Raw genomic sequence first — 24775 nt, 5'->3', positions numbered from 1 at the left:
GCGGTCGTGAGGGAGATCACCGGGGTGTGGTTTCGCGAAGGCACCCCGTGCCATTACGCTACGGGTCGTATCGAAAGCGCGGGCGGCAGCCCGTGCCCGAGCGACGACCACACCGCGGCACCGCCGCACGGCCGTACAGAGCGGCATCACGCAGCAGCAAGCACACCGGCGCCCGGTGGGGATCAGGCGCCGGGAACGAACCGGCTTTCCCAGCCGTTTTCACTCAGCGACGCGGATCGGGGGAGGATAGACGCATGCAGCCACGGAACATGTCCATGAGCGGAGTCGTCGACCTCGCCGCGGTGAAGGCGGCCCAGGAGGCCAAGGCGAAGGCGGAGCAGGTGCGCGCCCAAGCCGCCAGGGAAGGCGGGACGGGGGCCGTCTCGCCGGCCGATCTCGTCATCGACGTCGACGAGGCCACCTTCGAACGAGACGTCCTCCAGCGCTCCGCCGAGGTCCCGGTCGTCATCGACTTCTGGGCCGAGTGGTGCCAGCCCTGCAAGCAGCTGAGCCCGGTCCTGGAGCGGCTGGCCGTCGAGTACAACGGGCGCTTCCTCCTCGCCAAGATCGATGTGGACGCCAACCAGCTGCTGATGCAGCAGTTCGGGATCCAGGGCATCCCCGCGGTCTTCGCGGTGGTGGCCGGCCAGGCCCTGCCCCTGTTCCAGGGGGCCGCGGGCGAGGCCCAGATCCGGCAGACGCTGGACCAGTTGGTACAGGTCGCCGAGCAGCGCTTCGGCCTGACCGGCCTGACGGTCGACCCGGACGCCCAGCCGGGCGGCGCGGAGACGGCCCCCCAGCCCAAGGCCGGCCCGTACGACGCGCTCCTGAACGCCGCCGCAGAGGCCCTGGACACCGGTGACCTGGGCGGCGCCGTCCAGGCGTACAAGAACGTACTGGCCGACGACCCGGCCCACCCCGAGGCCAAACTGGGCCTCGCGCAGGCCGAGTTGCTCCAGCGGGTGCAGGACATGGACCCGCAGAAGGTGCGTCAGGAGGCGGCCGAGAAGCCGACCGACGTGACGGCGCAGATCGCGGCCGCCGACCTCGACCTGGTGGGCGGGCATGTGGAGGACGCCTTCGGCCGGCTGATCGAGACCGTGCAGCGCACCGCCGGTGAGGACCGGGACGCGGCGCGGCTGAGGCTGCTGGAGCTGTTCGAGGTGGTCGGAGCCGAGGACCCCAGGGTGGCGGGGGCGCGCCGGGCGCTCGCCCGGGCGCTGTTCTGAGCCGTTCGGAAGCCCCTCGGCTGACCAGTCGCTAAACGCCGGGGCATGTGATGCCGGAGTGAAAGATCTGCGACGAGCCGTCACAGCGGCCGCGCTTTACCAAAACTTGGTAATCGCGGCCGCTGTTACTGCGAGTAAGTCGAGGGCGTTGTTCTGCCCGCTTCTATCCAGTCATCAACAGTTTTGTACCGGCCCTTGTTACCACCGAGTGTCGCCGTTCGGGGCCGGTGTGTCGTCGCGGGGTTATCCGGCCGTTACTAGCCAGTAACGAACCCCCTTGTGCGGGCGGCGAGAATGCACCACGATCGGCGACGCTCGGTCCATTCCCGTACCCCGGCAGCCGGTCGGGTCGCGGGATGTCTGGGTCCCCACCGAGCAGAGCCGGCGGCAGTGGCGCCGGCTCTTGGACAGGGGGGTCTTCGTCCTTTCCCGACGAAGCCTGTCCAGCAAGGTTGTGCGTGATGCGTGTCAGGCGCGACCAGTGGTTGTCGCTCGGGGGTGATCGCCGGTGATGCGGGCGCGGTTCGCGCCTGACGAGTGCAGGCGCTCTCCTTCCCGAGGACGTAGCACTTCTCCCATCCCTGCCCGGCTTGAGCCGCCGACCCGGGGGCGAGTCGAGGCCAGGAGATGTACGTCCGAGAAGGAGGAAATATGGAGTCCCAGGTGCGTGGCGGGACCAGATGGAAGCGGTTCGCCGTGGTCATGGTGCCCAGCGTGGCCGCCACGGCGGCGATAGGCGTGGCCCTGGCGCAGGGTGCTCTCGCCGCGTCGTTCAGCGTGTCCGGCCAGTCGTTCAAGGTGACGGCCGACAAGCTGGTCGGCACCGGGTTCGAGCAGTACGGCGCGGTCGACCAGGGCTACACCCTCGACGGGCAGAAGACGGCACACCCGGTCGCGGTCTCGGCCTTCAAGAAGGCCTCGATCAACAACATGTGCCAGTCCGTCGTCACGCCGGACATCCCGCTGCTGGGCTCGGTGAGCCTGGTCCTGAAGGCGGGCGGTGACAAGCCGGTCGAGGCCGACAACCTCTACATCGACGTCGCCGACCTCAACGCCGACGCCACCTTCAACAACATCGACATCGGTGTGGCCGCCAAGGACGCCAACAAGGGTCCGGGCATGAAGGGCAACGGCGAGATGTCGAACCCGTACGGGTTCGCCCAGCAGGCCGACTCGGCCACGCTGACCGGCGTGAAGCAGACGGCGTGGGCGACCACTGCCGGAACCTTCAAGCTCAGCGGGCTGAAGATGTCGCTGAAGACGGGTACCCACGAGTGCTACTGAGCGCTCGGTGACGGGCGGGGGAGCCGATGGCGCCCCCGCCCGTTCCACCTTCACCCGCTCCTTCACACACCCCCCACACGCAGTACCACCCCTCACCACAGCAACGCCGCACCAGGGAGCTGTTTTCCATGAGCGCCGAAACTCCTGCCGCATCCGGCCAGTTCACCCGCCGGAGGCTGCAGTTCCGCGCCTGGCGGGGCACCCGACCGTTCTGGGCCGGCCTGTTCGTCCTGATCGCCGGTTTTCCGATCATGTACTTCCCGTACGCCCATCTCCAGCTCGGTCATCTGACCCTGGCGATGGCCACCACCGCGGGTGCCGGTTCCCTGATCATCGGCGTGCTGCTCATCGTCCTGGGCATCAGCCTGTGGTTCCAGAAGCACATCCGGGTCTTCGCGGGCGTCGCGGCGATCCTGCTGGCGCTGGTGTCCCTTCCCGTGTCGAACTTCGGCGGCTTCGTCGTCGGCTTCCTGTTCGCGATGATCGGCGGCGCGATGGCCGTGGCATGGGTACCGGGCGACGCGCCCGCGCCGGAGGACGCCGAGGAGAGCGGGACGGCACGGGGTGCCGTCCCGGAGGCCGCGTCCGGCCCGGCGGTGGACCAGACGAGCAACGAGTCGAACGACCTGTCAGGAACGAGCCCGGCCAACGGGGCGAACGGGAGGCACAGTGCCGGCTGACGAGGTGACCCACGGGACCGAGGTGGACGAGTCCCGTGCGAGAACCGGGCCGCGCCATGCGGCACCCAAGAAGCCGCTGTTCACCAGGTTCCACATGCCGGCCGGCAAGGCGATAGCCACGGTGGCGATGCCGACGGCCGTCCTCATGGGAATGGGGTTCACGTCCTCGCTCGCCCTCGCCGACAACAACAGCTCCACGTCCTCGCCGTCCAACACCCTGACGGCCGACGAGTACAAGGACTGCGTCGCGGCGTTGGACGGCGCCGAGGAGGCGTCCTCGGCCTCGCCCACGCCGTCGCCCTCCACGAGCGACGGCGACTCCACCGAGGACGGCAAGACCGCCGACGACGGCTCGGCGCAGCCGACCCCGACGCCGTCCTCCTCCGCGGACGCCGGCGGCACGGGGGACAAGTCGCCTTCGGACGCGTCCTCTTCACCGGATTCAGGTTCCGACGACAAGGCCGCGCCCCAGACGTCCACCTCCGGCTCGGGCTCCGGAAGCGGCGACACGGCATCGCCGTCCGCGTCGGAGACCTCGGGCAGCGGCGGCGGCCTCCTGGGCGCGCTCGGCGACACGCTGGGGAACGTCCTGACCGGCGGGAAGTCCGACTCCGGTACGACGCAGGACGCCACGGCCACCCCGTCCGCCTCCGCCACGCCGTCGGCGAGCGCCACCGGTGACTCCGCCGGCGCGAGCCTCACCGACACGGTGAGGGACACCGTCAAGGACACCACCGGAAAGGTCACCGGCACCGTCGAGGACACCGTGAAGGACACCACCGACACGGTGTCCAAGACGGCCGGGGACGTCACCGGGACGGTCGAGGACACCGTGAACGACACCGTCGGCACGGTCACCGGCTCGTCGAGCCCGTCCGCGGGTTCCACCACCGACCCCGAGAACTGCCCGGCGGCCACCGACGCCGAGGGCGGCATCGACAACACGGTGCCCCTGGCGGACGACCCGTGGTACCTGAACGCCAGCTCGCTGCTGCTGAAGGGCGCCGACTACCAGGGTGTCGTCGAGGTCAAGACCGCCAACGGCACCGTGAAGAAGGTGCTGAAGTACGTCGTCTCCAACGGCACGGACATCGGCGACCTGCACCAGACGGTGAAGGACAAGCAGTCCGGCAAGACTTACCACGTGCAGGCGGCCAAGGGCTCGACGTCCACGATCCGCGGCGGGAAGACGGTGATGTACACCGAGTCCATCTCCGGCAACCTGCTCGGTCTGATCCCGGTCACCTTCAGCCCGGACAGCCCGCCCCCGCTGAACATCCCTCTGATCTACTTCACCCACGTGAAGGTGGTCCAGGCGGCCCAGTTCGGCGGCAATCTGCACGTGCCCGGCATGCACGTGTACACGACCGACTGACGGGCACCGACAGCACCTCCGGGAGCCGCGCGACAGCCGAGGGCGCCCCCCGCCGCAAGGCGAGGGGCGCCCTCGGCGCCGTACGGAACCGTCCGCGCGTCAGTCGCGCTGGCCGCCGCCCAGGTGGTGGACGCGGACCATGTTCGTGGTGCCCGAAACGCCGGGCGGGGAGCCGGCGGTGATGACCACGATGTCGCCCTCGTTGAACCGCTTGAGCTTGATCAGCTCCTGGTCGACCAGCTCGACCATCGCGTCGGTGCTGTTGACGAACGGCACGAGGTGCGGCTCCACGCCCCAGCTGAGCGCCATCTGGTTGCGGGTGGACTCGTCGGTGGTGAAGGCCAGGATCGGCTGGGCCGCACGGTAGCGGGAGAGCCGGCGGGCCGTGTCACCGGACTGGGTGAAGGCCACCAGGCCCTTGCCGCCGAGGAAGTCGGCGATCTCGGCGGCGGCACGGGCCACCGAACCGCCCTGCGTACGCGGCTTCTTGCCCGACACCAGCGGCTGCAGGCCCTTGGACAGCAGCTCCTCCTCGGCCGCCGTGACGATCTTCGACATCGTCTTGACGGTCTCGATCGGGTACGCGCCCACGCTCGACTCGGCCGAGAGCATCACCGCGTCGGCGCCGTCCAGGATCGCGTTGGCCACGTCGGAGGCCTCGGCGCGGGTCGGACGGGAGTTGGTGATCATGGATTCCATCATCTGGGTCGCCACGATCACCGGCTTGGCGTTGCGCCGGCACAGCTCGATCAGGCGCTTCTGCACGATCGGGACCTTCTCGAGCGGGTACTCGACGGCCAGGTCGCCGCGGGCCACCATCACACCGTCGAACGCCATCACGACGTCCTGCATGTTCTCGACCGCCTGCGGCTTCTCCACCTTGGCGATGACCGGGACGCGACGGCCCTCCTCGTCCATGACCCGGTGGACGTCGGCGACGTCCTTGGCGTCCCGGACGAAGGACAGGGCGACCATGTCGCAGCCCATGCGCAGCGCGAAGCGCAGATCCTCGACGTCCTTCTCGGACAGCGCGGGCACGTTCACGGCCGCGCCGGGCAGGTTGATGCCCTTGTGGTCGGAGACCACGCCGCCCTCGATGACGATCGTCCGCACCCGCGGGCCCTCGACGTCCACGACCTTCAGCTCGACGTTGCCGTCGTTGATCAGGATCTGGTCGCCGCGCGAGACGTCACCCGGCAGCCCCTTGTACGTCGTACCGCAGACCTGCTTGTCGCCCGGGACGTCCTCGGTGGTGATGGTGAACTCGTCACCTCGCTCCAGCTCCACCGGACCCTCGGCGAAGGTCTCCAGACGGATCTTCGGGCCCTGCAGGTCGGCGAGGACGGCGATGGCCCGGCCGGTCTCCTTGGAGGCGGCGCGGACGCGGTCGTAGCGGCCCTGGTGCTCGGCGTGCGAGCCGTGGCTGAAGTTGAAGCGGGCCACGTTCATGCCGGCTTCGATCAGGGACACGAGCATCTCGTGGGAGTCGACCGCGGGGCCGAGAGTACAGACGATTTTCGAACGGCGCATGGGGCGATCCTATCGGTTTGTTTCGCTGCGGAATATTCCGGCTGGCGGAAAATACAAATGGGCGCGTCCGCGCTCAGGCGAGTGCCGGTCGAAGGGGTGTCGAATGAATTCAGTTGTCTCGGTTGTCCTTTCCGACCAGTGCGTAGGTCTGACTGGCGATCTCCATTTCCTCGTCCGTGGGAACCACGGCCACGGCCACCCGCGCGCCGTCGGGAGAGATCAGCCGAGCCTCGTCGCCGCGCACGGCGTTGCGCCCGTCGTCCACCGCGAGGCCCAGCGCCTCCAGGCCCGCGACGGCGGCGGCGCGCACGAAGTCCGCGTTCTCGCCCACCCCGGCGGTGAACGCGACCGCGTCCACGCTGCCGAGTACCGCGTAATAGGCGCCGATGTACTTCTTCAGCCGGTGGATGTAGATGTCGAAGGCGAGCCGCGCCTGCTCGTCGCCCTCGTCCATCCGCCGCCGTATCTCCCGCATGTCGTTGTCGCCGCACAGGCCGAACAGACCGCTCCTCTTGTTGAGAAGAGTGTCGATCTCGTCCATGGACATTCCACCGACTCGCTGCAAATGGAAGATGACGGCCGGGTCCAGATCACCGGAACGCGTGCCCATCACCAGCCCCTCCAGCGGGGTGAGCCCCATGGAGGTGTCCACGCACCTGCCGCCGCGCACCGCCGAGGCGGACGCCCCGTTGCCCAGGTGCAGCACGATGACGTTGACGTCCTCGGGCGCCTTGCCCAGCAGTCCGGCGGTCCTGCGGGAGACGTAGGCGTGCGAGGTGCCGTGGAAGCCGTAGCGGCGCACCCGGTACCGGTCGGCGAGCTTGGTCTCGATGGCGTAGCGGGCCGCCGACTCCGGCATGGTGGTGTGGAAGGCGGTGTCGAAGACCGCGACCTGGGGCAGATCGGGCCGCAGCGCCATGGCGGTGCGGATGCCGGTCAGGTTGGCCGGGTTGTGCAGTGGGGCGACCGGGATCAGTCGCTCGATCTCGGTGAGCACGGCGTCGTCGATGACGGTCGGCTCGGTGAAGAACATGCCGCCGTGCACCACGCGGTGCCCGATCGCGGCCAGTTCGGGGGAGTCCAGGCCCAGCCCGTCCTTGGCCAGTTCCTCGGCGACGGCCTTCAGGGCGGCGTCGTGGTCGGCGATGGGGCCGTTCTGCTCACGCGTCTCCCCGGAGGCGACGCGTGTGTGCTTGAGCCGGGAGGTCTGCTCGCCGATGCGCTCGACCAGTCCGACGGCGAGGCGGCTCGCGTCGCGCATGTCGAGCAGCTGGTACTTCACCGAGGAGGAACCGGAGTTGAGGACGAGGACGCGGGTCGCGTTCACGGTGTTCGAAAGCTCTCTGTGCGGGTGTCGTGGACGTCAGCGGGCGGGCTCGGCGGCGGGCGCCGCGGGGCTCTGGGCCTGGGCCTGGATCGCGGTGATCGCGACGGTGTTGACGATGTCCTGCACCAGCGCGCCCCGGGACAGGTCGTTCACCGGCTTGCGCAGGCCTTGGAGCACCGGCCCGACCGCGATGGCGCCCGCCGAGCGCTGCACGGCCTTGTAGGTGTTGTTGCCGGTGTTCAGGTCCGGGAAGATCAGCACGGTGGCCTGCCCGGCGACCTCCGAGTCCGGCAGCTTGGTGGCGGCCACCGAAGGCTCCACGGCCGCGTCGTACTGGATCGGCCCCTCGATCATCAGGTCCGGGCGGCGCAGCCGTACCAGCTCGGTGGCCTCGCGCACCTTGTCCACGTCGGCGCCCGAGCCGGACGTGCCGGTGGAGTACGACAGCATCGCGATCCGCGGCTCGACACCGAACCGCGCGGCGGTGGTCGCCGACTGGACGGCGATGTCGGCCAGCTGCTCGGCGTCCGGGTCCGGGTTGACCGCGCAGTCGCCGTAGACGAGCACCTTGTCGGCCAGGCACATGAAGAACACCGACGACACGATGGAGGCCCCCGGCTTCGTCTTGATGATCTCGAAGGCGGGCCGGATGGTGGCGGCCGTGGAGTGCACCGACCCCGACACCATGCCGTCGGCCAGGCCCTCCTGGACCATCAGCGTGCCGAAGTAGTTCACGTCGGAGACGACGTCGTAGGCCAGCTCGACCGTGGCGCCCTTGTGGGCGCGCAGCCGGGCGTACTTCTCGGCGAAGGCGTCCCGCAGGTCGGAGACGGCGGGGTCGATCAGCTGCGAGTCCCCGAGGTCGATGCCGAGATCGGCGGCCTTCTTGCGGATGGCGTCCTCGGGACCGAGCAGCGTCAGGTCGCACACCCCGCGGCGCAGCAGCACCTCGGCCGCGTGCAGCACACGCTCCTCGGTGCCCTCGGGCAGCACCACCCGCCGCTTGTCGGAGCGGGCCTGTTCGAGCAGCTTGTGCTCGAACATCATCGGCGTGACCCGGTCGCTGCTGGGCGCGGAGACCCGCTTGTTGAGGTCGGAGGTGTCGACGTAGCGCTCGAACAGGCCTAGCGCGGTCTCGGCCTTGCGCGGGGTGGCCGCGTTCAGCTTGCCCTCCAGGGAGAACAGCCGCTCGGCCGTGGGGAAGCTGTTGCCGGTGACCGAGACGACCGGGGTGCCCGGGGCGAGCCGGGCGGCCAGGGTGAGGATCTCCTCGCCCGGCTCCTCGTTCAGGGTGAGCAGGACGCCGGCGATCGGCGGGGTGCCGGCGCTGTGCGCGGCGAGCGAGCCGACGACCAGGTCGGCGCGGTCGCCGGGCGTGACGACCAGGCAGCCCGGGGTCAGGGCCTTGAGGAGATTGGGCAGCATGGCGCCGCCGAAGACGAAGTCGAGGGCGTCCCGGGACAGCCCCGCGTCGTCGCCCAGCAGCACCTTGCCGTCCAGGACCTGGGTGATCTGCGCGACGGTCGGTGCGGACAGGGCGGGCTCGTCGGGCACCACCCAGCAGGGCACGGGCAGCCGGCCGGACAGCCGCCGGGCTATCTCGTCGCGGTCCTCGCGGGCCACCCGGTTGGTGACCATGGCCAGCACGTCGCAGCCGAGGCCGTCGTAGGCGCGGTAGGCGTTGCGCGTCTCCGCGAGCACGGACTCCGCGGTCTGCCGCCGGCCGCCCACGACCGGGAGCACGGAGGCGCCGAACTCGTTGGCGAGCCGGGCGTTCAGCGACAGCTCGTCGGGCAGCTGGGTGTCGGCGAAGTCGGTGCCCAGCACCAGCACCACGTCGTAGTCCCGGGCCACCAGGTGGAAGCGGTCGACGAGCGCGGACACGAGTTCGTCGGTGCCCTGCTCGGCCTGGAGCGCGGACGCGTCCGGGTAGCCCAGGCCGTAGACGGTCGCCGGGTCCTGGGCCAGCCGGTAGCGGGAGCGCAGCAGTTCGAAGAGCCGGTCCGGACCGTCGTGGACGAGTGGGCGGAAGACACCCACCCGGTCGACCTGCCGGGTCAGCAGCTCCATGACTCCCAGCTCGACGACCTGGCGGCCGTCGCCGCGGTCGATGCCGGTCACGTACACGCTGCGCGTCACGCGGGCTCTCCGTTCCATCGGGTTCATCGGGTACGTCGTGGTGGTCGTTGATCGGGTGCGTCGAGATGGTTGGCTTCATCGGAAGTGTGGCGAAGTGTCACCCGGGCAGGCAAAAAAACGCCCTGGGGCGAGCGGAGCCCTCTTGACAATACTCCGGCCACTAGGTAGGGCGCCCGTCAAGACAGAGCAGCCTCCTGGTTCGTGAAACAATCGGACAGGATCACCGGTGTCAACAGCGAGCAGGAGACACAGCACGATGCGTATCGGAGTTCTCACGGCAGGCGGCGACTGTCCGGGACTGAACGCGGTGATCCGGTCGGTCGTGCACCGAGCGGTCACGGCGTACGGCGACGAGGTCATCGGCTTCGAGGACGGCTACGCCGGCCTGCTCGACGGCCGCTACCGCGAACTGGACCTCAACGCGGTCGGCGGTATCCTGGCTCGCGGCGGCACCATCCTCGGCTCCTCGCGGCTGGAGCGCGACCGGCTGCGCGAGGCCTGTGAGAACGCCTCGGACATGATCCACCGGTTCGGGATCGACGCGCTCGTCCCGATCGGCGGCGAGGGCACCCTGACCGCGGCCCGCATGCTGAGCGACGCCGGCCTCCCGGTCGTCGGCGTGCCCAAGACCATCGACAACGACATCTCCTCCACCGACCGCACCTTCGGCTTCGATACCGCCGTCGGCGTCGCGACGGAGGCCATGGACCGGCTGAAGACCACGGCCGAGTCCCACCAGCGCGTGATGGTCGTCGAGGTCATGGGCCGGCACGCGGGCTGGATCGCTCTGGAGTCCGGCATGGCCGCCGGCGCCCACGGCATCTGCCTGCCCGAACGCCCCTTCGACCCCGTAGACCTGGTCAAGATGGTCGAGGAGCGCTTCGCCCGCGGCAAGAAGTTCGCCGTGATCTGCGTCGCCGAGGGCGCCCACCCCGTCGAGGACAGCATGGACTACGGCAAGGGCGAGATCGACAAGTTCGGACACGAGCGCTTCCAGGGCATCGGCACGGCGCTGGCCTACGAGCTGGAGAAGCGGCTCGGCAAGGAGGCCAAGCCGGTCATCCTCGGCCACGTCCAGCGCGGCGGCGTGCCCACCGCCTACGACCGCGTCCTCGCCACCCGCTTCGGCTGGCACGCGGTGGAGGCCGCGCACCGCGGCGCGTTCGGCCACATGACCGCGCTGCGCGGCACCGACATCGTGATGGTGCCGCTGGCCGAGGCCGTGACCGAGCTGAAGACGGTCCCCAAGGACCGGATGGACGAGACGGAGTCGGTCTTCTAGCCGTACGGGCCGACCGCGGCCCAGAACCGCTCCACGATCCGCTCCAGAAACACGCGTCCGGCGTCGCCCGCCTGGCCGGCGGCGCTGTTCCCGCCTCAGCTGAGCGAGGCCACCATCTGCCCCTGGTAGTCCTGGTGCAACTCCTGGAGCGCCGTCTCCAGTACCCGCCGCGGCAGGGGCACCACCTTGCCCACCGGACGGACGTAGGCCTGCCGGCGGGTGTCCACGGCGCCGCGCAGCAGCTCGGCGAGTGCGTGCTCGCGCCCGGTGACGGCGACGAAGTCGGGCAGCGACAGCTCCAGCACGTCCGCGAGCGCGGCGGACTGCCGCTCGGTGCCGCTGAAGTCGTCGTGGTCCTCCATCCGCAGATAGCGCGCCAGGTCGAGCCCGACCGCGCGGGCCACGTCCTCCGGCGGCAGCCCGCGCGCGATGCGGTGCTCGCGCAGGGTGCGCGGCCTGCCGATCAGCTCGCCCGGCGCACACCACAGCACACCGGCGAGCGCGGTCAGCTCCCTGCCGGACGGGGAGGCGGTCCCGCGCTCCCAGGCGGTGACGAGGTCGGGGGTGACGTGGGACAGCCCGTACGAGACCCGCATCCCGTGGGCGACGTGTGCGGGCCCCGTCCCGAGCGCGGCGCGAAGCCGCCGCGCGGCCGGGGCGTCGAACGGCAGAGCGGCGGACGAACGGGGCCGGTCGGGTCGGCGCACGCCCACAAGCTAGGGCTCCACGGGCCGGGTGACTACGGTCCGTTCCCACAGGAACACCGCTTGTACGAAGCTACGGTTCCGTAGGTTCTGCGCGCCGGCCACGGCGCGGCGGTCGCGGCACCGTCCGGGCCCGGCTACCGGCCCGGCGCGGACCCCGGCACCCACCGGTACACCAGTTCCGGCCTGCCCACCTGCCCGTACACGGGGCGCCGCGCGGCCCGCCCCATGTCCACCAGGTGCTCCAGGTAGCGGCGGGCCGTGATCCGGGAGATGCCCACCGCCTCGGCGACCCCGGCCGCCGTGAGCCCCTCCTCCGCCGTGCGCAGCGTCCCGGTGACCCGCTCCAGCGTGGGCGCGCTCAGCCCCTTGGGCAGCGCGGCGGGCCCCGGGGCGCGCAGCGCCGCGAGGGCCCGGTCCACCTCGTCCTGTCCGCTGGCCTCGCCGACCGCCGCGCGGAACTCGGCGTAGCGGACCAGACGGTCCCGCAGGGTCGCGAAGGTGAACGGCTTCAGGACGTACTGGACCACGCCCAGCGAGACCCCCTCGCGCACCATCGCGAGGTCCCGCGCCGAGGTCACCGCGATCACGTCCGCGTGATGGCCCGTGGCCCGCAGGGAACGGGCCAGCTGAAGCCCGTGCACATCCGGCAGGTGCAGATCGAGCAGCAGCAGGTCCACCGGGGTCCGCTCCAGCACCCGCCGGGCCTCCGCACCCGTGTGCGCCTTCCCGACGGCGACGAAGCCGGGCACCCGCCCCACGTACATCACATGCGCGTCCGCCGCGACCGGATCGTCCTCGACGACGAGTACACGGATCGCCTCTCCGCCCGTCATCTTCGCCCCCCGGCCCCGGCCCCGGACTCGGCTGCGGCCTCGGCTCCGGTATCGGCTCCGCCCTCGGCCCCGGACCCGGACCTCTCCAGCGCCGGGCCCCCGGAGCCGGTCGGGGGGCCGTCGCCCAGTGGCAGGCGTACCTCGAACAGGGCGCCGCCGCTCTCCGCCTCGGTCACCGTCAGGATGCCCCGATGGCGATGGACCGCCTGGCGCACCAGGGCGAGCCCCAGGCCGCGGCCGCCCGGTCCCGTCGGTTTGGTGGAGAAGCCGCGCTGGAAGACCAGGCCGGCATGGGCGGGGTCCACGCCGGGGCCGGTGTCCGCGACCCGCAGGACCAGCTCGGCGGCCTCGGCGCCCGTCGTCACCGTCACGGTCACCCGTGCGCCGCTCTGGGCCCCCTGGGCCGCGTCCACCGCGTTGTCGACGAGGTTGCCGAGGATCGTCACCAGGTCCCGGGCCGGCAGGGTGTGGGGCAGCAGGCCGTCGTCCAGGCCGCTGTCCTCGGACACCACCAGCTCCACGCCGCGCTCGTTGGCCTGTGCGGTCTTGCCGAGCAGCAGCGCGGCCAGCACCGGTTCGCTGACCGCCGCCACCACCTGGTCGGTCAGCGCCTGCGCCAGCTCCAGCTCCGCCGTGGCGAACTCGACGGCCTCCTCGGCGCGGCCCAGTTCGATCAGCGACACCACTGTGTGCAGCCGGTTCGCCGCCTCGTGCGCCTGGGAGCGCAGCGCCTGCGTGAAACCGCGCTCGGAGTCCAGCTCACCCATCAGCGACTGCAGCTCGGTGACGTCGCGCAGGGTCACCACCGTGCCCCGGCGTTCGCCGCCCGACACCGGCGAGGTGTTCACCACCAGCACCCGCGAGTCGGTCAGATGCACCTCGTCCACCCGCGGCTCCGAGGCCAGCAGCGCACCCGTCAGCGGCACGGGCAGGCCGAGGTCCGCCACCGACCTGCCCACCACGTCCGCCTCACCGGCCTCGCCGCCCACTCCCAGCAGCTCCCGCCCGCCGTCGTTGATCAGCGCCACCCGGTACTGGGCGTCCAGCATCAGCAGCCCCTCGCGCACCGCGTGCAGCGCGGCCTGGTGGTAGTCGTGCATCCGGCTGAGCTCCTCGGCGTTCATCCCGTGGGTGTGCCGGCGCAGCCGTGCGTTGATGACGTACGTGGCGAGCGCGCCGAGCGCGAGGATGCCGCCCGCGACCCCGAACAGCGCGGTGACCTGCTCCCGGATCCGCTGGCTGATCGCCTCGACCTTGATGCCGGCGCTGACCAGGCCGATGACGTGCCCGTCTTCCTCCACGGGCGTGACCGCCCGGACGGACGGGCCGAGGGTGCCGGTGTAGGTCTCGGTGAACGTCACGCCGCGCTGGGCGGGGGCGATCGTGCCGATGAAGGGCTTTCCGATCTGCCGCGGCTCCGGGTGCGTCCAGCGGATGCCCTCGGGCGTCATGATCGTCACGAAGTCCACGCCGGTGTCCTTCATCACCTTCACCGCGTACGGCTGGAGCTCCGCCGTGGGGTCCGGGGTGTGGATCGCGGACCGGACCGAGGGGGAGTCGGCGATCGAGCGGGCCACCGCCGTCGACTGACGGCGGGCCGCGCCCTCGGCCTGGCCGCGGTCGCTGACGAAGGTGAACGACGCATATCCGGCCACGACGAGCGCCAGCAGTACGGCCTGCATGGCGAAGAGCTGGCCCGCCAGGCTGCGAGGTTTCGAAGGGACGGGTATCCGCATGCCGTCAGTCTGCCCCTCCGTTATGGCGTGAACTAAATGAACGGAAGGGTGACCGCCCTCACAGCGCACGAGATAGTCACCGCATCCCCGAAAACCCCCGGACGTGAGCCGCACGCCGGTGATGCCGACGACGTCGTCAAGGAGGGCCGCTCGTGAGCAGCGCAGCCGACAAGGCACCTGCCGCACCCACCGCAGGATCCGGCCCCGCAGCAAAGCGGGACCGCACCCACTATCTGTACATAGCCGTGATCGCCGCGGTGGTCCTCGGCATCATCGTCGGGTTCGCCGCACCGGACTTCGCCAAGGAGCTCAAGCCGCTCGGCACGGGCTTCGTGAACCTGATCAAGATGATGATCTCCCCGATCATCTTCTGCACGATCGTGCTCGGCGTCGGTTCGGTGCGCAAGGCGGCGCAGGTCGGCAAGGTGGGCGGGCTCGCCCTTGGCTACTTCATCGCCATGTCGTTCGTGGCGCTGGCCATCGGCCTGGTCGTCGGCAACATCGTGCACCCGGGCAGCGGGATGCACCTCACCGAGGCCGTGAAGGGCGTGGGTCACGCCCAGGCGGACGCCGCCAAGGAGGGCCCGGTCGACTTCGTGCTCGGGATCATCCCGACCACGCTGGTGTCGTCCTTCACCGAGGGCCAGGTGCTCCAGACGCTGCTGGTCGCCCTCCTCGTCGGGTTCGCGCTGCAGGCCATGGGCCGCAAGGGCGAGCCGATCCTGCGCGGGGTCGAGCACATCCAGCGGCTGGTCTTCCGGGTGCTCGCCATGATCATGTGGGCCGCCCCGATCGGCGCCTTCGGCGCCATGGCCGCCGTCGTCGGTGAGACGGGCGTCGACGCCCTGAAGGCACTGGCCACGATCATGCTGGGCTTCTACGTCACCTGTCTGCTGTTCGTGTTCGTGGTGCTCGGCGTGATGACCCGCCTGGTCGCCGGCGTCAACATCTTCCAGCTGCTGAAGTACCTGGGCCGTGAGTTCCTGCTGATCCTGTCCACGTCCTCGTCGGAGTCGGCCCTGCCCCGGCTGATCGCCAAGATGGAGCACCTCGGCGTCAGCCGCCCGGTCGTCGGCATCACCGTGCCGACCGGCTACTCCTTCAACCTCGACGGCACCATGATCTACCTGACCATGGCCTCCCTCTTCATCGCCGACGCCATGGACCAGCCGCTCTCCATCGGTCAGCAGATCACCCTGCTGCTGTTCATGATGGTCGCCTCCAAGGGCGCCGCCGGTGTCACCGGCGCCGGCCTGGCGACCCTGGCCGGCGCCCTCCAGTCCCACAAGCCCGCCCTGGTCGACGGCGTCGGCCTGATCGTCGGCATCGACCGCTTCATGAGCGAGGCCCGCGCCCTGACCAACTTCGCGGGCAACGCCGTCGCCACGCTGCTGATCGGCACCTGGACCGGCGAGGTCGACAAGGACCGGGTGCGCCGGGTGCTCGCCGGCGACCTGCCCTTCGACGAGCGGACCCTGCTGGACGACTCCGCGGGCGACAACGCCCCTGCGGACGTGCCGGAGCAGCGCGGAGGCGGCGAGAAGGAACTGGCGAACGCCTGACACAGAACGCCCGTCGACCGGTCCCCTGACGGACCCCTGCTCCGGACGCCCGGCTCCGCCTGACCCGGGCCGGGCGTCCGGCGACGACGAAATACCGCCGAGCGGCCGAGCCCTTCCCCGTGGGCCGGCCGCTCGGTCCTTCTGTGCGCCGGCCCGGCGGACCGGGCCGGCGCACACCGGCCGGTCAGTCGCCGATCTTCTCCACCAGCGCGCCCGCGAGCGCGGCCGGCACCCCCGCCGACGTCAGCACCGTGACCGCCGCCGAACGCCCCGCCTCCCGCGACGCCAGCAGGCCGTCGTTCACGGCCTCCATCAGGGCGAACAGGATCTGCTCGTGGACGTACGCGAGGGCCGGCGCGGGCAGCGGGGAGCTGAAGGCGCCCCCGCGATGCACTACCGTGCCGTGCCGGATCGACCGGCGCGGCACGGCCGCGCGAGCACGAAGACGGAGGCACGGGGGATGGCGATCGACTGGAACCGGCGGACCTGCGCCCGCAAGGGCCATGTGACCTACGCCCCCGACGATCCCCGGCTGCGCATCCGGCTGCACGCCGACACGGCGCTCGGCGAGGTCTGGCGCTGCCTGCGCTGCGGCGACTTCGTGCTCGGCGAGCCGCACGGCTCCGGCCCGGCCGCGAACGCTCCGCTGGTGCCCCGCGGCAAGGTGCTGAGGGATCTGTTCGTCCTGCGCTTTCTCGCCGTCGAGCGGGCCGTGCGCGGGGTGTTCATCGTGCTGGTCGCGGTCGCCGTGTGGAAGTTCAGCAACAGCCAGGACGCAGTACGCCGGCTGTTCAACGAGTACCTCGACGTCTTCCGGCCCGTCTTCCGGCACTTCCACTACGACCTCGACCACTCGCCGGTCGTCGGCACCATCCAGAAGACCTTCGGCTACCGGCACTCCACCCTGCTGCTGGTGGCCGGTCTGTTGCTGGCCTACGCGCTGATCGAACTGATCGAGGCGGTCGGCCTGTGGTACGCCAGGCGCTGGGCGGAGTACCTGACGGTGGTCGCCACCGCGGCGTTCCTCCCCCTCGAGGTCTACGAGCTCACCGAGCACATCAGCGCCGTCAAGATCACCACTCTGGCCCTCAACGTCCTGGCCGTCCTCTACATCGCGGTCACCAAGCGCCTCTTCGGCCTGCGCGGCGGCCGCCGGGCCTTCGACGAGGAACGCCGCAGCGCTTCGCTGCTGGAGGTGGAGGAGTCGGCGGGCGTCCTGGACCGGACGGTCCGCGAGGGCGCGCGCTTGCCTTGACGTCGGCGTCAAGCCGTACGGTCGACGGCATGCGAATCGGTGAGCTTGCCGGGCGGGCCGGTACCACGACGCGGGCGGTGCGGTACTACGAGTCGCGGGGGCTGCTGCCCGCGCGGCGGGACGCCCACGGGCACCGGACCTACGACGAGCGGGACCTGAAGCTGCTGCGGGAGATCAGGACGCTCCAGGACTTCGGGTTCGAGCTGGAGGAGACGCGCCCCTTCGTGGAGTGTCTGCGGGCCGGGCATCCCGAGGGTGACTCGTGTCCGGCCTCGCTCGCGGTGTACCGGCGCAAGCTGGACGAGCTGGACGCGCTGATCGGCGAGCTGCGGGCGGTGCGGGAGCGGGTCGCCGGACAGCTGGCGCGCGCCGAGCTGGCCGCCGAGGCGCTGGTTCCGGGTGGGCCGGAGCCGAGGTGCGAGCTGGTGCCCGCGCAGGTGCCGGGAGGGCAGGAGTCATGATCAAGCAGGTGGCCGGGGTGGCCGAGGTGACCGACGCGGACTTCGAGGCGGAGGTGCTCGGGGCGGACCTGCCGGTGCTGGTGCAGTTCACGGCCGAGTGGTGCGGGCCCTGCCGGCAGCTGGCGCCCGTGCTGGGGCAGATCGCGTTCGAGGAGGGCGACCGCCTGAAGATCGTCCAGCTGGACGTGGACCGGAATCCCGGGACCACCCTCGCCTACGGAGTGCTGGGCACCCCGACGCTGATGGTGTTCCGGGACGGGGAGCCGGTGAGGTCCATGGTGGGGGCTCGTGCCAAGCGGCGACTGCTGGAGGAGCTGGCCGACGTGCTCTGAGAGGTTCGGCGGCAGGAGGCCGGCCAGGGTCCCGCGGACACGAGAAATCCCCCGAGTGCAATTGCGCTCGGGGGATTTCTCTGCGTATATTCGGTGATTCATGACTTCTGAGAAATCGGGTCACCGAGAAGCGTTGTGGGCACAGTATATCCGGGCGGGAGCGGAATTGTCAAACACCGAATTTCACGACGGTGAATTGCGGCAGGAGCAGGAATTCATCGACGGACTGTATGTGCGCGTGGACGCCCTGCGCGGCGACACCGAGGCCTCCGTCACGGACGCCCTCGCACAGGGCGACAAGCCCATGCAGGCCAGGCTGGAGCGGGACATCCTCGTCGCCGAACGCTCGGGGCTGCTCGCCGCGCTGAACTCCGTGGACGGCTCGCTCTGCTTCGGCCGGATCGACCTCACCGACGGGGTCAGCCATCACATCGGCCGTATCGGGCTGCGCGCCGACGACGCCGAGCGCACGCCGATCCTGATCGACTGGCGGGCCGAGGTCGCACGGCCCTTCTACCTGGCCACCGGCCACACCCCGATGGGCCTGCGCCGCCGCCGGCACATCTCCACCGACGGCCGCCGGGTCACCTCCCTGCACGACGAGATCCTCGACCTCGGCGACGCCACCCGCACCGGGCACGAGGACCCGGCCGGCGACGCGGTGCTGCTGGCCGCGCTCAACTCCGCGCGCACCGGCCGGATGGGCGACATCGTACGGACCATCCAGGCCGACCAGGACCGGATCATCCGCGCGCCGCATCGCGGAGTGCTGGTGGTGGAGGGCGGCCCGGGCACGGGGAAGACCGCGGTCGCGCTGCACCGGGCCGCCTATCTGCTCTACGAGCACCGCGAGCTGCTCGCCCGGCGCGCCGTGCTGATCGTCGGCCCCAACCCCGCCTTCCTCGGCTACATCGGCGAGGTGCTGCCCTCGCTCGGCGAGACCGGTGTGCTGCTGGCGACGGTGGGCGAGCTGTTCCCGGGCGTGCGGGCCACGGCCACCGACAGGCCCGAGGCGGCCGCCGTCAAGGGCCGCGCCGACATGGCCGACGTGCTCGCCGCCGCCGTACGCGACCGGCAGGCGCTGCCCGACCCGGTGATCGCCGTCGAGCACGACCGCGAGGTGCTCATGCTCGACGAAGGCCTGGTGGGCGTGGCCCGGGAGCGCACCCGCGCCGCCAAGCTGCCGCACAACGTGGCCCGCGAGCACTTCGAGGGCCACATCCTCAACACGCTGACCGAGCTGTACGCGGAGCGGGTCGGCACCGACCCCTACGACGGCTCCAGCCTTCTCGACGCCTCCGACATCACCCAGATCCGCGACGAGCTCGCCGAGAACCCCGAGGTCTGGGCGGCCATCGACCAGCTGTGGCCCCGGCTGACCCCGCAGCGGCTGGTCGCGGACCTCCTCGCCGATCCCGACGGGTATCTGCCGAAGGAGGACGCGGACGCCGTCCGCCGGCCGGTGACGCGGGCGTGGACCATGGCGGACGTCCCCCTGCTGGACGAGGCCGCCGAGCTGCTGGGCGAGGACGACCGGCCGGCCAGGGCCCGCGCCGAGCGGGAGCGCGAGACCCAGGTGGCGTACGCGCAGGGCGTCCTGGACGTGTCGTACGCCTCGCGGACCTACGAGTTCGAGGACAAGGAGGACGGCGACCCGGACGGGTCGGAGGTGCTGTCCGCGCACGACATCATCGACGCCGAGCGGTTCGCCGAGCGGCAGGAGGAGGCCGACCACCGCAGCGCCGCCGAGCGTGCCGCGGCCGACCGCACCTGGGCGTTCGGGCACATCATCGTCGACGAGGCGCAGGAGCTGTCGCCGATGGCGTGGCGGCTGCTGATGCGGCGCTGCCCCACCCGCTCGATGACCCTGGTCGGCGACCCGGCGCAGACCGCGGAGGCGGCCGGCGTCGGCTCCTGGGAGAGCATCCTCGAGCCGTACGTCGAGGACCGCTGGGAGCACACCCGCCTCGGCGTCAACTACCGCACCCCGGCCGAGATCATGGACGTGGCGGCCGCCGTGGTCCGCGCGGAGAACCCCGGTTTCCGGCCGCCGAGCTCGGTGCGCTCCACGGGCGTGCGGCCCTGGGCCCGCGCCACCGACGACCTGCCCGGCGCGGTGGAGAAGGCGGTCGCCGAGCTCACCCCCGACGAGGGCCGGCTCGCCGTGATCGCACCGCGCGAGCTGCACCGCGCCCTGGCAGCCCGGCTGGACGGGGTCACGGCCGGCGCCGAGCCCGACCTGACGCACACGGTCGTCCTTCTCGACCCGCGCCAGGCCAAGGGCCTGGAGTTCGACTCCGTCCTGGTGGTCGAGCCGGGCCGCTACGGCACCAGCGACCTCTACGTGGCCCTGACGCGGGCCACGCAGCGGCTCGGCGTGGTGCACACCGGGGCGCTGCCCCCGGCCCTGGCCGCCGCGTTCACCGGGTGACGGTGTTCGTCGCGGCTCCGGTCGCCGCGGGGCTACGGAGGTAGCTCCCGGGGGCATTCACGCCGGGCGCAGCCACACCGTCGCCAGGGGCGGCAGGGTCAGCCGGATGCTCGCCGGCCGGCCGTGCCACCCCTGGGGTTCCGGCTTGACCGGATCGGGGTGGACGACGTCGCTGCCGCCGTAGCGGGCCGCGTCCGTGTTGACCACTTCCAGCCAGGCGGGGACGTCGTCGGGGACGCCGAGGCGGTAGTCGTGGCGGACCGTCGGAGCGAAGTGGGACACCGCCAGCAGCGGAGCACCCTCGGCGTCATGGCGCAGGAACGCGAACACGTTGTCGTCCGCCGCGTCCCCGACGATCCACTGGAAGCCGTCGGGGTGGATGTCCCGCGCCCACAGGGCCGGCGTCGCCCGGTAGGCGGTGTTCAGGTCGCGGACCAGGTCCAGCACGCCCCGGTGGTCGGCCGCCGCGCCGTACGACGGATCCAGCAGCCACCAGTCGGGGCCGCGCTCCTCGGACCACTCGCTGCCCTGGGCGAACTCCTGGCCCATGAACAGCAGCTGCTTGCCGGGGTGGGACCACATGAAGCCGAGGTAGGCGCGCAGGTTGGCGCGCTGCTGCCACCAGTCGCCGGGCATCTTCGACACCAGTGAGCCCTTGCCGTGCACCACCTCGTCGTGGGAGATCGGCAGCACGTAGTTCTCGCTGTAGGCGTACACCATGGAGAACGTCATCTCGTCGTGGTGGTACTTGCGGTGGATCGGCTCGTGGCTCATGTACTCCAACGAGTCGTGCATCCAGCCCATGTTCCACTTCAGTCCGAAACCCAGGCCGCCGAAGCCGCTCGGGCCGCGGTGATGGGTGGCCCGGGTGACGCCGTCCCAGGCGGTGGACTCCTCGGCCACCGTCACCACGCCCGGCACCCTGCGGTACAGGGTGGCGTTCATCTCCTGGAGGAACGCCACCGCGTCCAGGTTCTCCCGGCCGCCGTACCGGTTCGGCGTCCACTGGCCGGGCTCGCGCGAGTAGTCCAGGTAGAGCATGGAGGCCACCGCGTCCACGCGCAGCCCGTCGATGTGGTACTCCTCGCACCAGTACACGGCGTTCGCGACGAGGAAGTTGCGCACCTCGCGCCGGCCGAAGTCGAACTCCAGGGTGCCCCAGTCGGGGTGGGCGGCCCGCAGCGGATCGGAGTGCTCGTACAGCGGGCGCCCGTCGAACTCGGCCAGCGCCCACTCGTCGCGTGGGAAGTGCGCCGGCACCCAGTCCATCAGGACCCCGATGCCCGCCTGGTGCAGGCGGTCCACCAGGTACTTGAAGTCGTCCGGGGTGCCCAGGCGCGCGGTCGGCGCGTAGAAGCCGGTGACCTGGTAGCCCCACGAGCCGCCGAAGGGGTGCTCGGCGACCGGCATCAGTTCGACATGGGTGAAGCCCAGGTCCTTGACGTAGGCGGGCAGCTGCTCGGCCAGTTCACGGTAGGTCAGCCCGGGGCGCCAGGAGGGCAGATGCACCTCGTACACGGAGAACGGCGCCTCGTGCGCGGGGCGCTGTGCCCGCCGGAGGATCCACTCCCCGTCCTTCCACTCGTGGTGCGAGGCGTGCACGACCGACGAGGTGGCGGGCGGCACCTCGGTCCGGCGGGCAAGCGGGTCGGCGCGCAGCGTCCTGGAGCCGTCCGGCCGGGTGATCTCGAACTTGTACAGCTCGCCCTCCCCGATCCCGGGCACGAACAGCTCCCACACACCGGTGGAGCCGAGCGAGCGCATCGGGAACGCGGTGCCGTCCCAGAAGTTGAAGTTCCCGGCCACCCGCACGCCCCGCGCGTCGGGCGCCCACACCGCGAACCGGGTGCCGGCCACGCCCTGGTGGGTCATCGGATGCGCCCCGAGCACCTGCCAGAGCTGCTCGTGCCGTCCCTCACCGATCAGGTGCAGGTCCAGCTCGCCCAGCGTGGGCAGGAACCGGTAGGCGTCCTCGGTGCGCAGCACGGTGCCCTCGTAGGCCACCTCCAGCCGGTACTCCGGTACGTCCGGCAGCGGCAGCAGCCCCGAGAAGAAGCCCCCTCCGTCGTGCCGCAGCTCGACCTGGAGGTCACCGGCGATGACGGCCACGCCCAGCGCGTACGGCCGGAAGGCGCGCACGGCGACCCCGCCGGGCACGGGATGTGCGCCGAGCACCGTGTGCGGGTCGTGGTGCGTGCCGCTGAGCAGCCGCTCGCGGTCGAGGGCGCCGAGGGCGGGGGAGACGGTCGTGCCCGCGGACGCGTCCTGCTCAGGGGCCCCCACGGACAGCGCGGCGGCGGGGGCGACCACCTCGACGGGTGGCCTCTTCGCGGCGGCCTTCCCGGCGGGGGCCTTCCTGGCGGCGGCCTGCTTCTCGGGCGCCTTCTCGGCAGGGGGCTTCTTGGCCGGGGTCTTCTTCGCGGGGGTCTTGGCGGCGGGCGCTTCCCCAGCGGCCGTCGTCCTCACCGTCGTCTTTTTCGCCGCCGTCTTGACGACGGTCTTCTTGGCGGCCGTCTTCTTCACGGCGGTCTTCTTCGCCGTGGTCATCGCCGTCGCCGCGTCGGTCTTCTTGGCAGCCGTCTTCTTGGCGGGGGCCTTCTTCGCGGCCGCCTTCTTCGCCGTGGTCTTCGTCGCGGCGGTCTTCTTCGATGCGGCGGTCTTCTTCGTCGTGGCTGCTTTCTTCGCCGCGGTCTTCTTCGAGGTGGCCTTCTTCGCGACCGCCGGCTGCTCGGCGCCGGCGGTCCCGGCCGTCTGCTTCGGGTCCGAACCGCTGGACGGGGGGCGGTCAGTCACGGGCGGAGCCTCCTCGGCGCAGAACAGGACAGATCGGGTCGGTGCGTGATGACAGAGGGATCACACCGGGGCGGAGCCGGCCAGGCGGCGCACCGCGGAGAGCGGCACGGCGAGCCAGTCGGGGCGGTGCCGGGCCTCGTAGAGCACTTCGTAGATCGCCTTGTCGGTCTCGTAGGCCCCCAGCAGCACCGGGTCGGTGCGCGGGTCGCGCCCGCCCATCTCCGCGTATCCGGTGCAGTAGGCGGCCCGGCAGGCCTCGGCCCACTCCGCTGCGGGCGGGCCGCCCGCCGAGTGCGCCGCGTAGTCGAAGGAACGCAGCATCCCGGCGACGTCCCGCTCCACGGGCTGGGCCAGCCGCCGCTCGGCCAGCGGCTTCGCCGGCTCGCCCTCGAAGTCGATCAGCGACCACTCTCCGGCGGGTGAGCGCAGGCACTGCCCGAGGTGGAGGTCGCCGTGGATGCGCTGGGCCGTCCAGGTCTCGCCCTCGGCGGCCAGGTCGGCCAGCGCATCGAAGGCGGAACGCAGAGCGGGGGCGTACGGCTGGAGCGCGGGCACCGCCTGCGCCGCCGCCTCCAGGCGCTCGGTCATGCCGTCGACCAGCGACTGGAGCTGGAGGTGGCCCAGGGAGACGGTGGGCAGTGCCCGGGCGAGCGCGGTGTGCACCTCGGCCGTGGCGCGGCCCAGCGCCCGGGCCTCGACGCTGAAGTCCTCGCCCTTGGCCAGCGCGCGCAGCGCCAGCTCCCAGCCGTCCGAGGCGCCCGGCACGAACGGCTGGAGCACGCCCAGGACGTACGGCTCGTCGGTGCCCGACTCGGCGGGAGCCTCCGCCGTCATCCACGCCGTCGGCGGGGGGACCCTCGGGCAGCCCTCGCGGGCCAGGGCCAGCGGAAGCTCCAGGTCGGGGTTGATGCCGGGCAGCACCCGGCGGAGCAGTTTGAGAATAAACGTATCGCCGTAGATGACGGACGAGTTGGACTGCTCGGCGGTCACCCTGCGGGGGACCAGGTCGGGACGTATCTCGTCGCGACGCTCGAAGCGCAGCCCGCCGATACGGGCCTGGGTGCGCAGCGCCTCCAGGATCACCTCGGCGGGCCGGGAGTCGTACAGGGCCTCGTACGCCGTGCGGCCGGCGAGCGTGCCCTCGTGGACGTGGCCGATCAGCGCGGGCGCCAGCCTGGGCGGCAGCGCCTCGCGCACGCCTATGAGCAGCTGGTAACAGTCGCCGGGGTGCGGTACGTGCCCCTGTACCGCCGCGAGCGGCTGATGGGCGCGGACCAGCAGGTGGTACAGCCCCAGCTTCCCTTCGACGGGAAGCAGCTCCGTGGCGGCGACCAGCGAGAATCCCGTGACCGGGCGCCCCTTTCCCGCGAACCAGCGCTGCCGGGGCAGCCACTCGCGCAGCAGCGGGTCCAGTGACGCGAGGAGACCGTGGCCGCTGGTGGTGACGGAGCCGCCGGCGGCAGGGCCGGTGGTGACTGAGCGTGTGACGGCTTGCGACATGGCTTCCGACATGGCGTCGCGTCCAATCGCTGGTCGGGTGTACTGACGCGTGCCCACAGGTGGGGCGGCGGAAACCGCCCCACCAGGGGGCGCTACGCGGTGGCGGCGTCCGTACGGAGCCGGAACCAGTAGAAGCCGTGTCCCGCCAGCGTCAGCAGGTACGGCAGATCGCCGATGGCCGGGAAGCGGACCCCGCCGAACAGCTCCACGGGGTGCCTGCCGCGGAAGGCGCTCAGGTCCAGTTCGGTGGGCTGGGCGAAGCGGGAGAAGTTGTGCACGCACAGGACCAGGTCGTCCTCGTGCTCGCGCAGGAACGCGA

The 24775-nt window shown here is 71.3% G+C and carries 18 protein-coding genes and 2 pseudogenes; 10 read left to right on the top strand and 10 right to left on the bottom strand.

The window, feature by feature from the left end; genetic code table 11:
* Positions 1-254: 254 nt before the first annotated feature.
* The 4 genes from ACWDUZ_RS22660 (at position 255) to ACWDUZ_RS22645 (ending at position 4568) form a co-directional block, all read left to right on the top strand.
* On the top strand, positions 255-1229 hold the full coding sequence (locus ACWDUZ_RS22660) for a tetratricopeptide repeat protein (protein ID WP_451633599.1): 975 nt from the start codon (positions 255-257) through the stop codon (positions 1227-1229).
* Positions 1230-1880: 651 nt separating this feature from the next.
* The gene (locus tag ACWDUZ_RS22655; RefSeq protein ID WP_451633598.1) at positions 1881-2513 is read left to right on the top strand and encodes a DUF6230 family protein; all 633 of its coding nucleotides are present in this window, start codon (positions 1881-1883) and stop codon (positions 2511-2513) included.
* A 128-nt stretch (positions 2514-2641) separates the two neighbouring features.
* Positions 2642-3193: a DUF6114 domain-containing protein gene (locus ACWDUZ_RS22650; protein WP_451633597.1), complete on the top strand. Its 552-nt coding sequence runs from the start codon at positions 2642-2644 to the stop codon at positions 3191-3193.
* Positions 3183-4568, top strand: coding sequence for a hypothetical protein (locus tag ACWDUZ_RS22645; protein WP_451633596.1), 1386 nt, complete (start codon positions 3183-3185; stop codon positions 4566-4568). Before ACWDUZ_RS22650 ends, ACWDUZ_RS22645 begins: the two co-directional genes overlap by 11 nt.
* Before the next feature lie 99 nt (positions 4569-4667).
* Here the strand turns inward: ACWDUZ_RS22645 and pyk are convergent, their stop codons facing one another.
* The 3 genes from pyk to pta all read right to left on the bottom strand — a co-directional run bounded on the left by pyk (position 4668) and on the right by pta (position 9564).
* Positions 4668-6098 (bottom strand): pyruvate kinase, encoded by a 1431-nt coding sequence (pyk, locus tag ACWDUZ_RS22640; protein WP_451633595.1) that lies wholly within the window; start codon positions 6096-6098, stop codon positions 4668-4670.
* Positions 6099-6207: 109 nt separating this feature from the next.
* Positions 6208-7425 carry an acetate kinase gene (locus ACWDUZ_RS22635; protein ID WP_451633594.1) on the bottom strand — a complete coding sequence of 406 codons (1218 nt, stop codon included), beginning with the start codon at positions 7423-7425 and terminating at the stop codon, positions 6208-6210.
* Between the two features lie 36 nt (positions 7426-7461).
* On the bottom strand, positions 7462-9564 hold the full coding sequence (pta, locus tag ACWDUZ_RS22630; protein ID WP_451633593.1) for a phosphate acetyltransferase: 2103 nt from the start codon (positions 9562-9564) through the stop codon (positions 7462-7464).
* Between the two features lie 256 nt (positions 9565-9820).
* On the opposite strand from pta, the gene ACWDUZ_RS22625 reads away from it, so the two are divergent.
* A complete protein-coding gene (locus ACWDUZ_RS22625; RefSeq protein ID WP_451633592.1) occupies positions 9821-10846 on the top strand; it encodes an ATP-dependent 6-phosphofructokinase in 1026 nt (341 codons plus the stop codon).
* Here the strand turns inward: ACWDUZ_RS22625 and ACWDUZ_RS22620 are convergent.
* From ACWDUZ_RS22620 to ACWDUZ_RS22610, 3 genes and pseudogenes are all read right to left on the bottom strand, one after another.
* Positions 10843-11553: pseudogene (locus tag ACWDUZ_RS22620) on the bottom strand (XRE family transcriptional regulator). The gene ACWDUZ_RS22625 and the pseudogene ACWDUZ_RS22620 sit on opposite strands and share 4 nt — an antisense overlap.
* 134 nt (positions 11554-11687) lie before the next feature.
* Complete coding sequence (locus tag ACWDUZ_RS22615) at positions 11688-12386, bottom strand: response regulator (RefSeq protein ID WP_451633591.1); 699 nt, start codon at positions 12384-12386, stop codon at positions 11688-11690.
* On the bottom strand, positions 12383-14122 hold the full coding sequence (locus ACWDUZ_RS22610) for a sensor histidine kinase (protein ID WP_451633590.1): 1740 nt from the start codon (positions 14120-14122) through the stop codon (positions 12383-12385). The genes ACWDUZ_RS22615 and ACWDUZ_RS22610 overlap by 4 nt, the downstream gene beginning before the upstream one ends.
* A 152-nt stretch (positions 14123-14274) precedes the next feature.
* On the opposite strand from ACWDUZ_RS22610, the gene ACWDUZ_RS22605 reads away from it, so the two are divergent.
* Complete coding sequence (locus ACWDUZ_RS22605; RefSeq protein WP_451633589.1) at positions 14275-15684, top strand: cation:dicarboxylate symporter family transporter; 1410 nt, start codon at positions 14275-14277, stop codon at positions 15682-15684.
* 184 nt (positions 15685-15868) lie between these two features.
* On the opposite strand, the pseudogene ACWDUZ_RS22600 reads toward ACWDUZ_RS22605, so the two are convergent.
* Positions 15869-16066: pseudogene (locus ACWDUZ_RS22600) on the bottom strand (TetR/AcrR family transcriptional regulator); the annotation flags it as partial.
* A 78-nt stretch (positions 16067-16144) separates the two neighbouring features.
* On the opposite strand from ACWDUZ_RS22600, the gene ACWDUZ_RS22595 reads away from it, so the two are divergent.
* The 4 genes from ACWDUZ_RS22595 (at position 16145) to ACWDUZ_RS22580 (ending at position 20163) form a co-directional block, all read left to right on the top strand.
* Positions 16145-16939, top strand: coding sequence for a DUF2127 domain-containing protein (locus ACWDUZ_RS22595; RefSeq protein WP_451633588.1), 795 nt, complete (start codon positions 16145-16147; stop codon positions 16937-16939).
* Positions 16940-16968: 29 nt separating this feature from the next.
* The gene (locus ACWDUZ_RS22590) at positions 16969-17400 is read left to right on the top strand and encodes a MerR family transcriptional regulator (protein ID WP_451633587.1); all 432 of its coding nucleotides are present in this window, start codon (positions 16969-16971) and stop codon (positions 17398-17400) included.
* Positions 17397-17732, top strand: a complete 336-nt coding sequence (locus ACWDUZ_RS22585) for a thioredoxin family protein (RefSeq protein ID WP_451633586.1) — start codon at positions 17397-17399, stop codon at positions 17730-17732. Before ACWDUZ_RS22590 ends, ACWDUZ_RS22585 begins: the two co-directional genes overlap by 4 nt.
* A gap of 196 nt (positions 17733-17928) precedes the next feature.
* Entirely contained in the window at positions 17929-20163 is a 2235-nt protein-coding gene (locus ACWDUZ_RS22580; RefSeq protein WP_451633669.1) for a HelD family protein, read from the top strand.
* Positions 20164-20220: 57 nt separating this feature from the next.
* On the opposite strand, the gene glgB is transcribed toward ACWDUZ_RS22580, so the two are convergent.
* The 3 genes from glgB to ACWDUZ_RS22565 form a co-directional block, all read right to left on the bottom strand.
* On the bottom strand, positions 20221-22956 hold the full coding sequence (gene glgB / locus ACWDUZ_RS22575; RefSeq protein ID WP_451633585.1) for a 1,4-alpha-glucan branching enzyme: 2736 nt from the start codon (positions 22954-22956) through the stop codon (positions 20221-20223).
* A 60-nt stretch (positions 22957-23016) separates the two neighbouring features.
* A complete protein-coding gene (locus ACWDUZ_RS22570; protein WP_451633584.1) occupies positions 23017-24456 on the bottom strand; it encodes a maltokinase N-terminal cap-like domain-containing protein in 1440 nt (479 codons plus the stop codon).
* A 92-nt stretch (positions 24457-24548) separates the two neighbouring features.
* The coding region (locus ACWDUZ_RS22565; protein WP_451633583.1) for an alpha-glucosidase C-terminal domain-containing protein at positions 24549-24775 on the bottom strand (227 nt) is incomplete at its 5' end.

Source organism: Streptomyces sp. NPDC003393, from assembly GCF_053589015.1.
The sequence above is the reverse complement of the archived record's forward strand: the minus strand, read 5'-3'. Positions and strand labels throughout refer to the sequence as shown.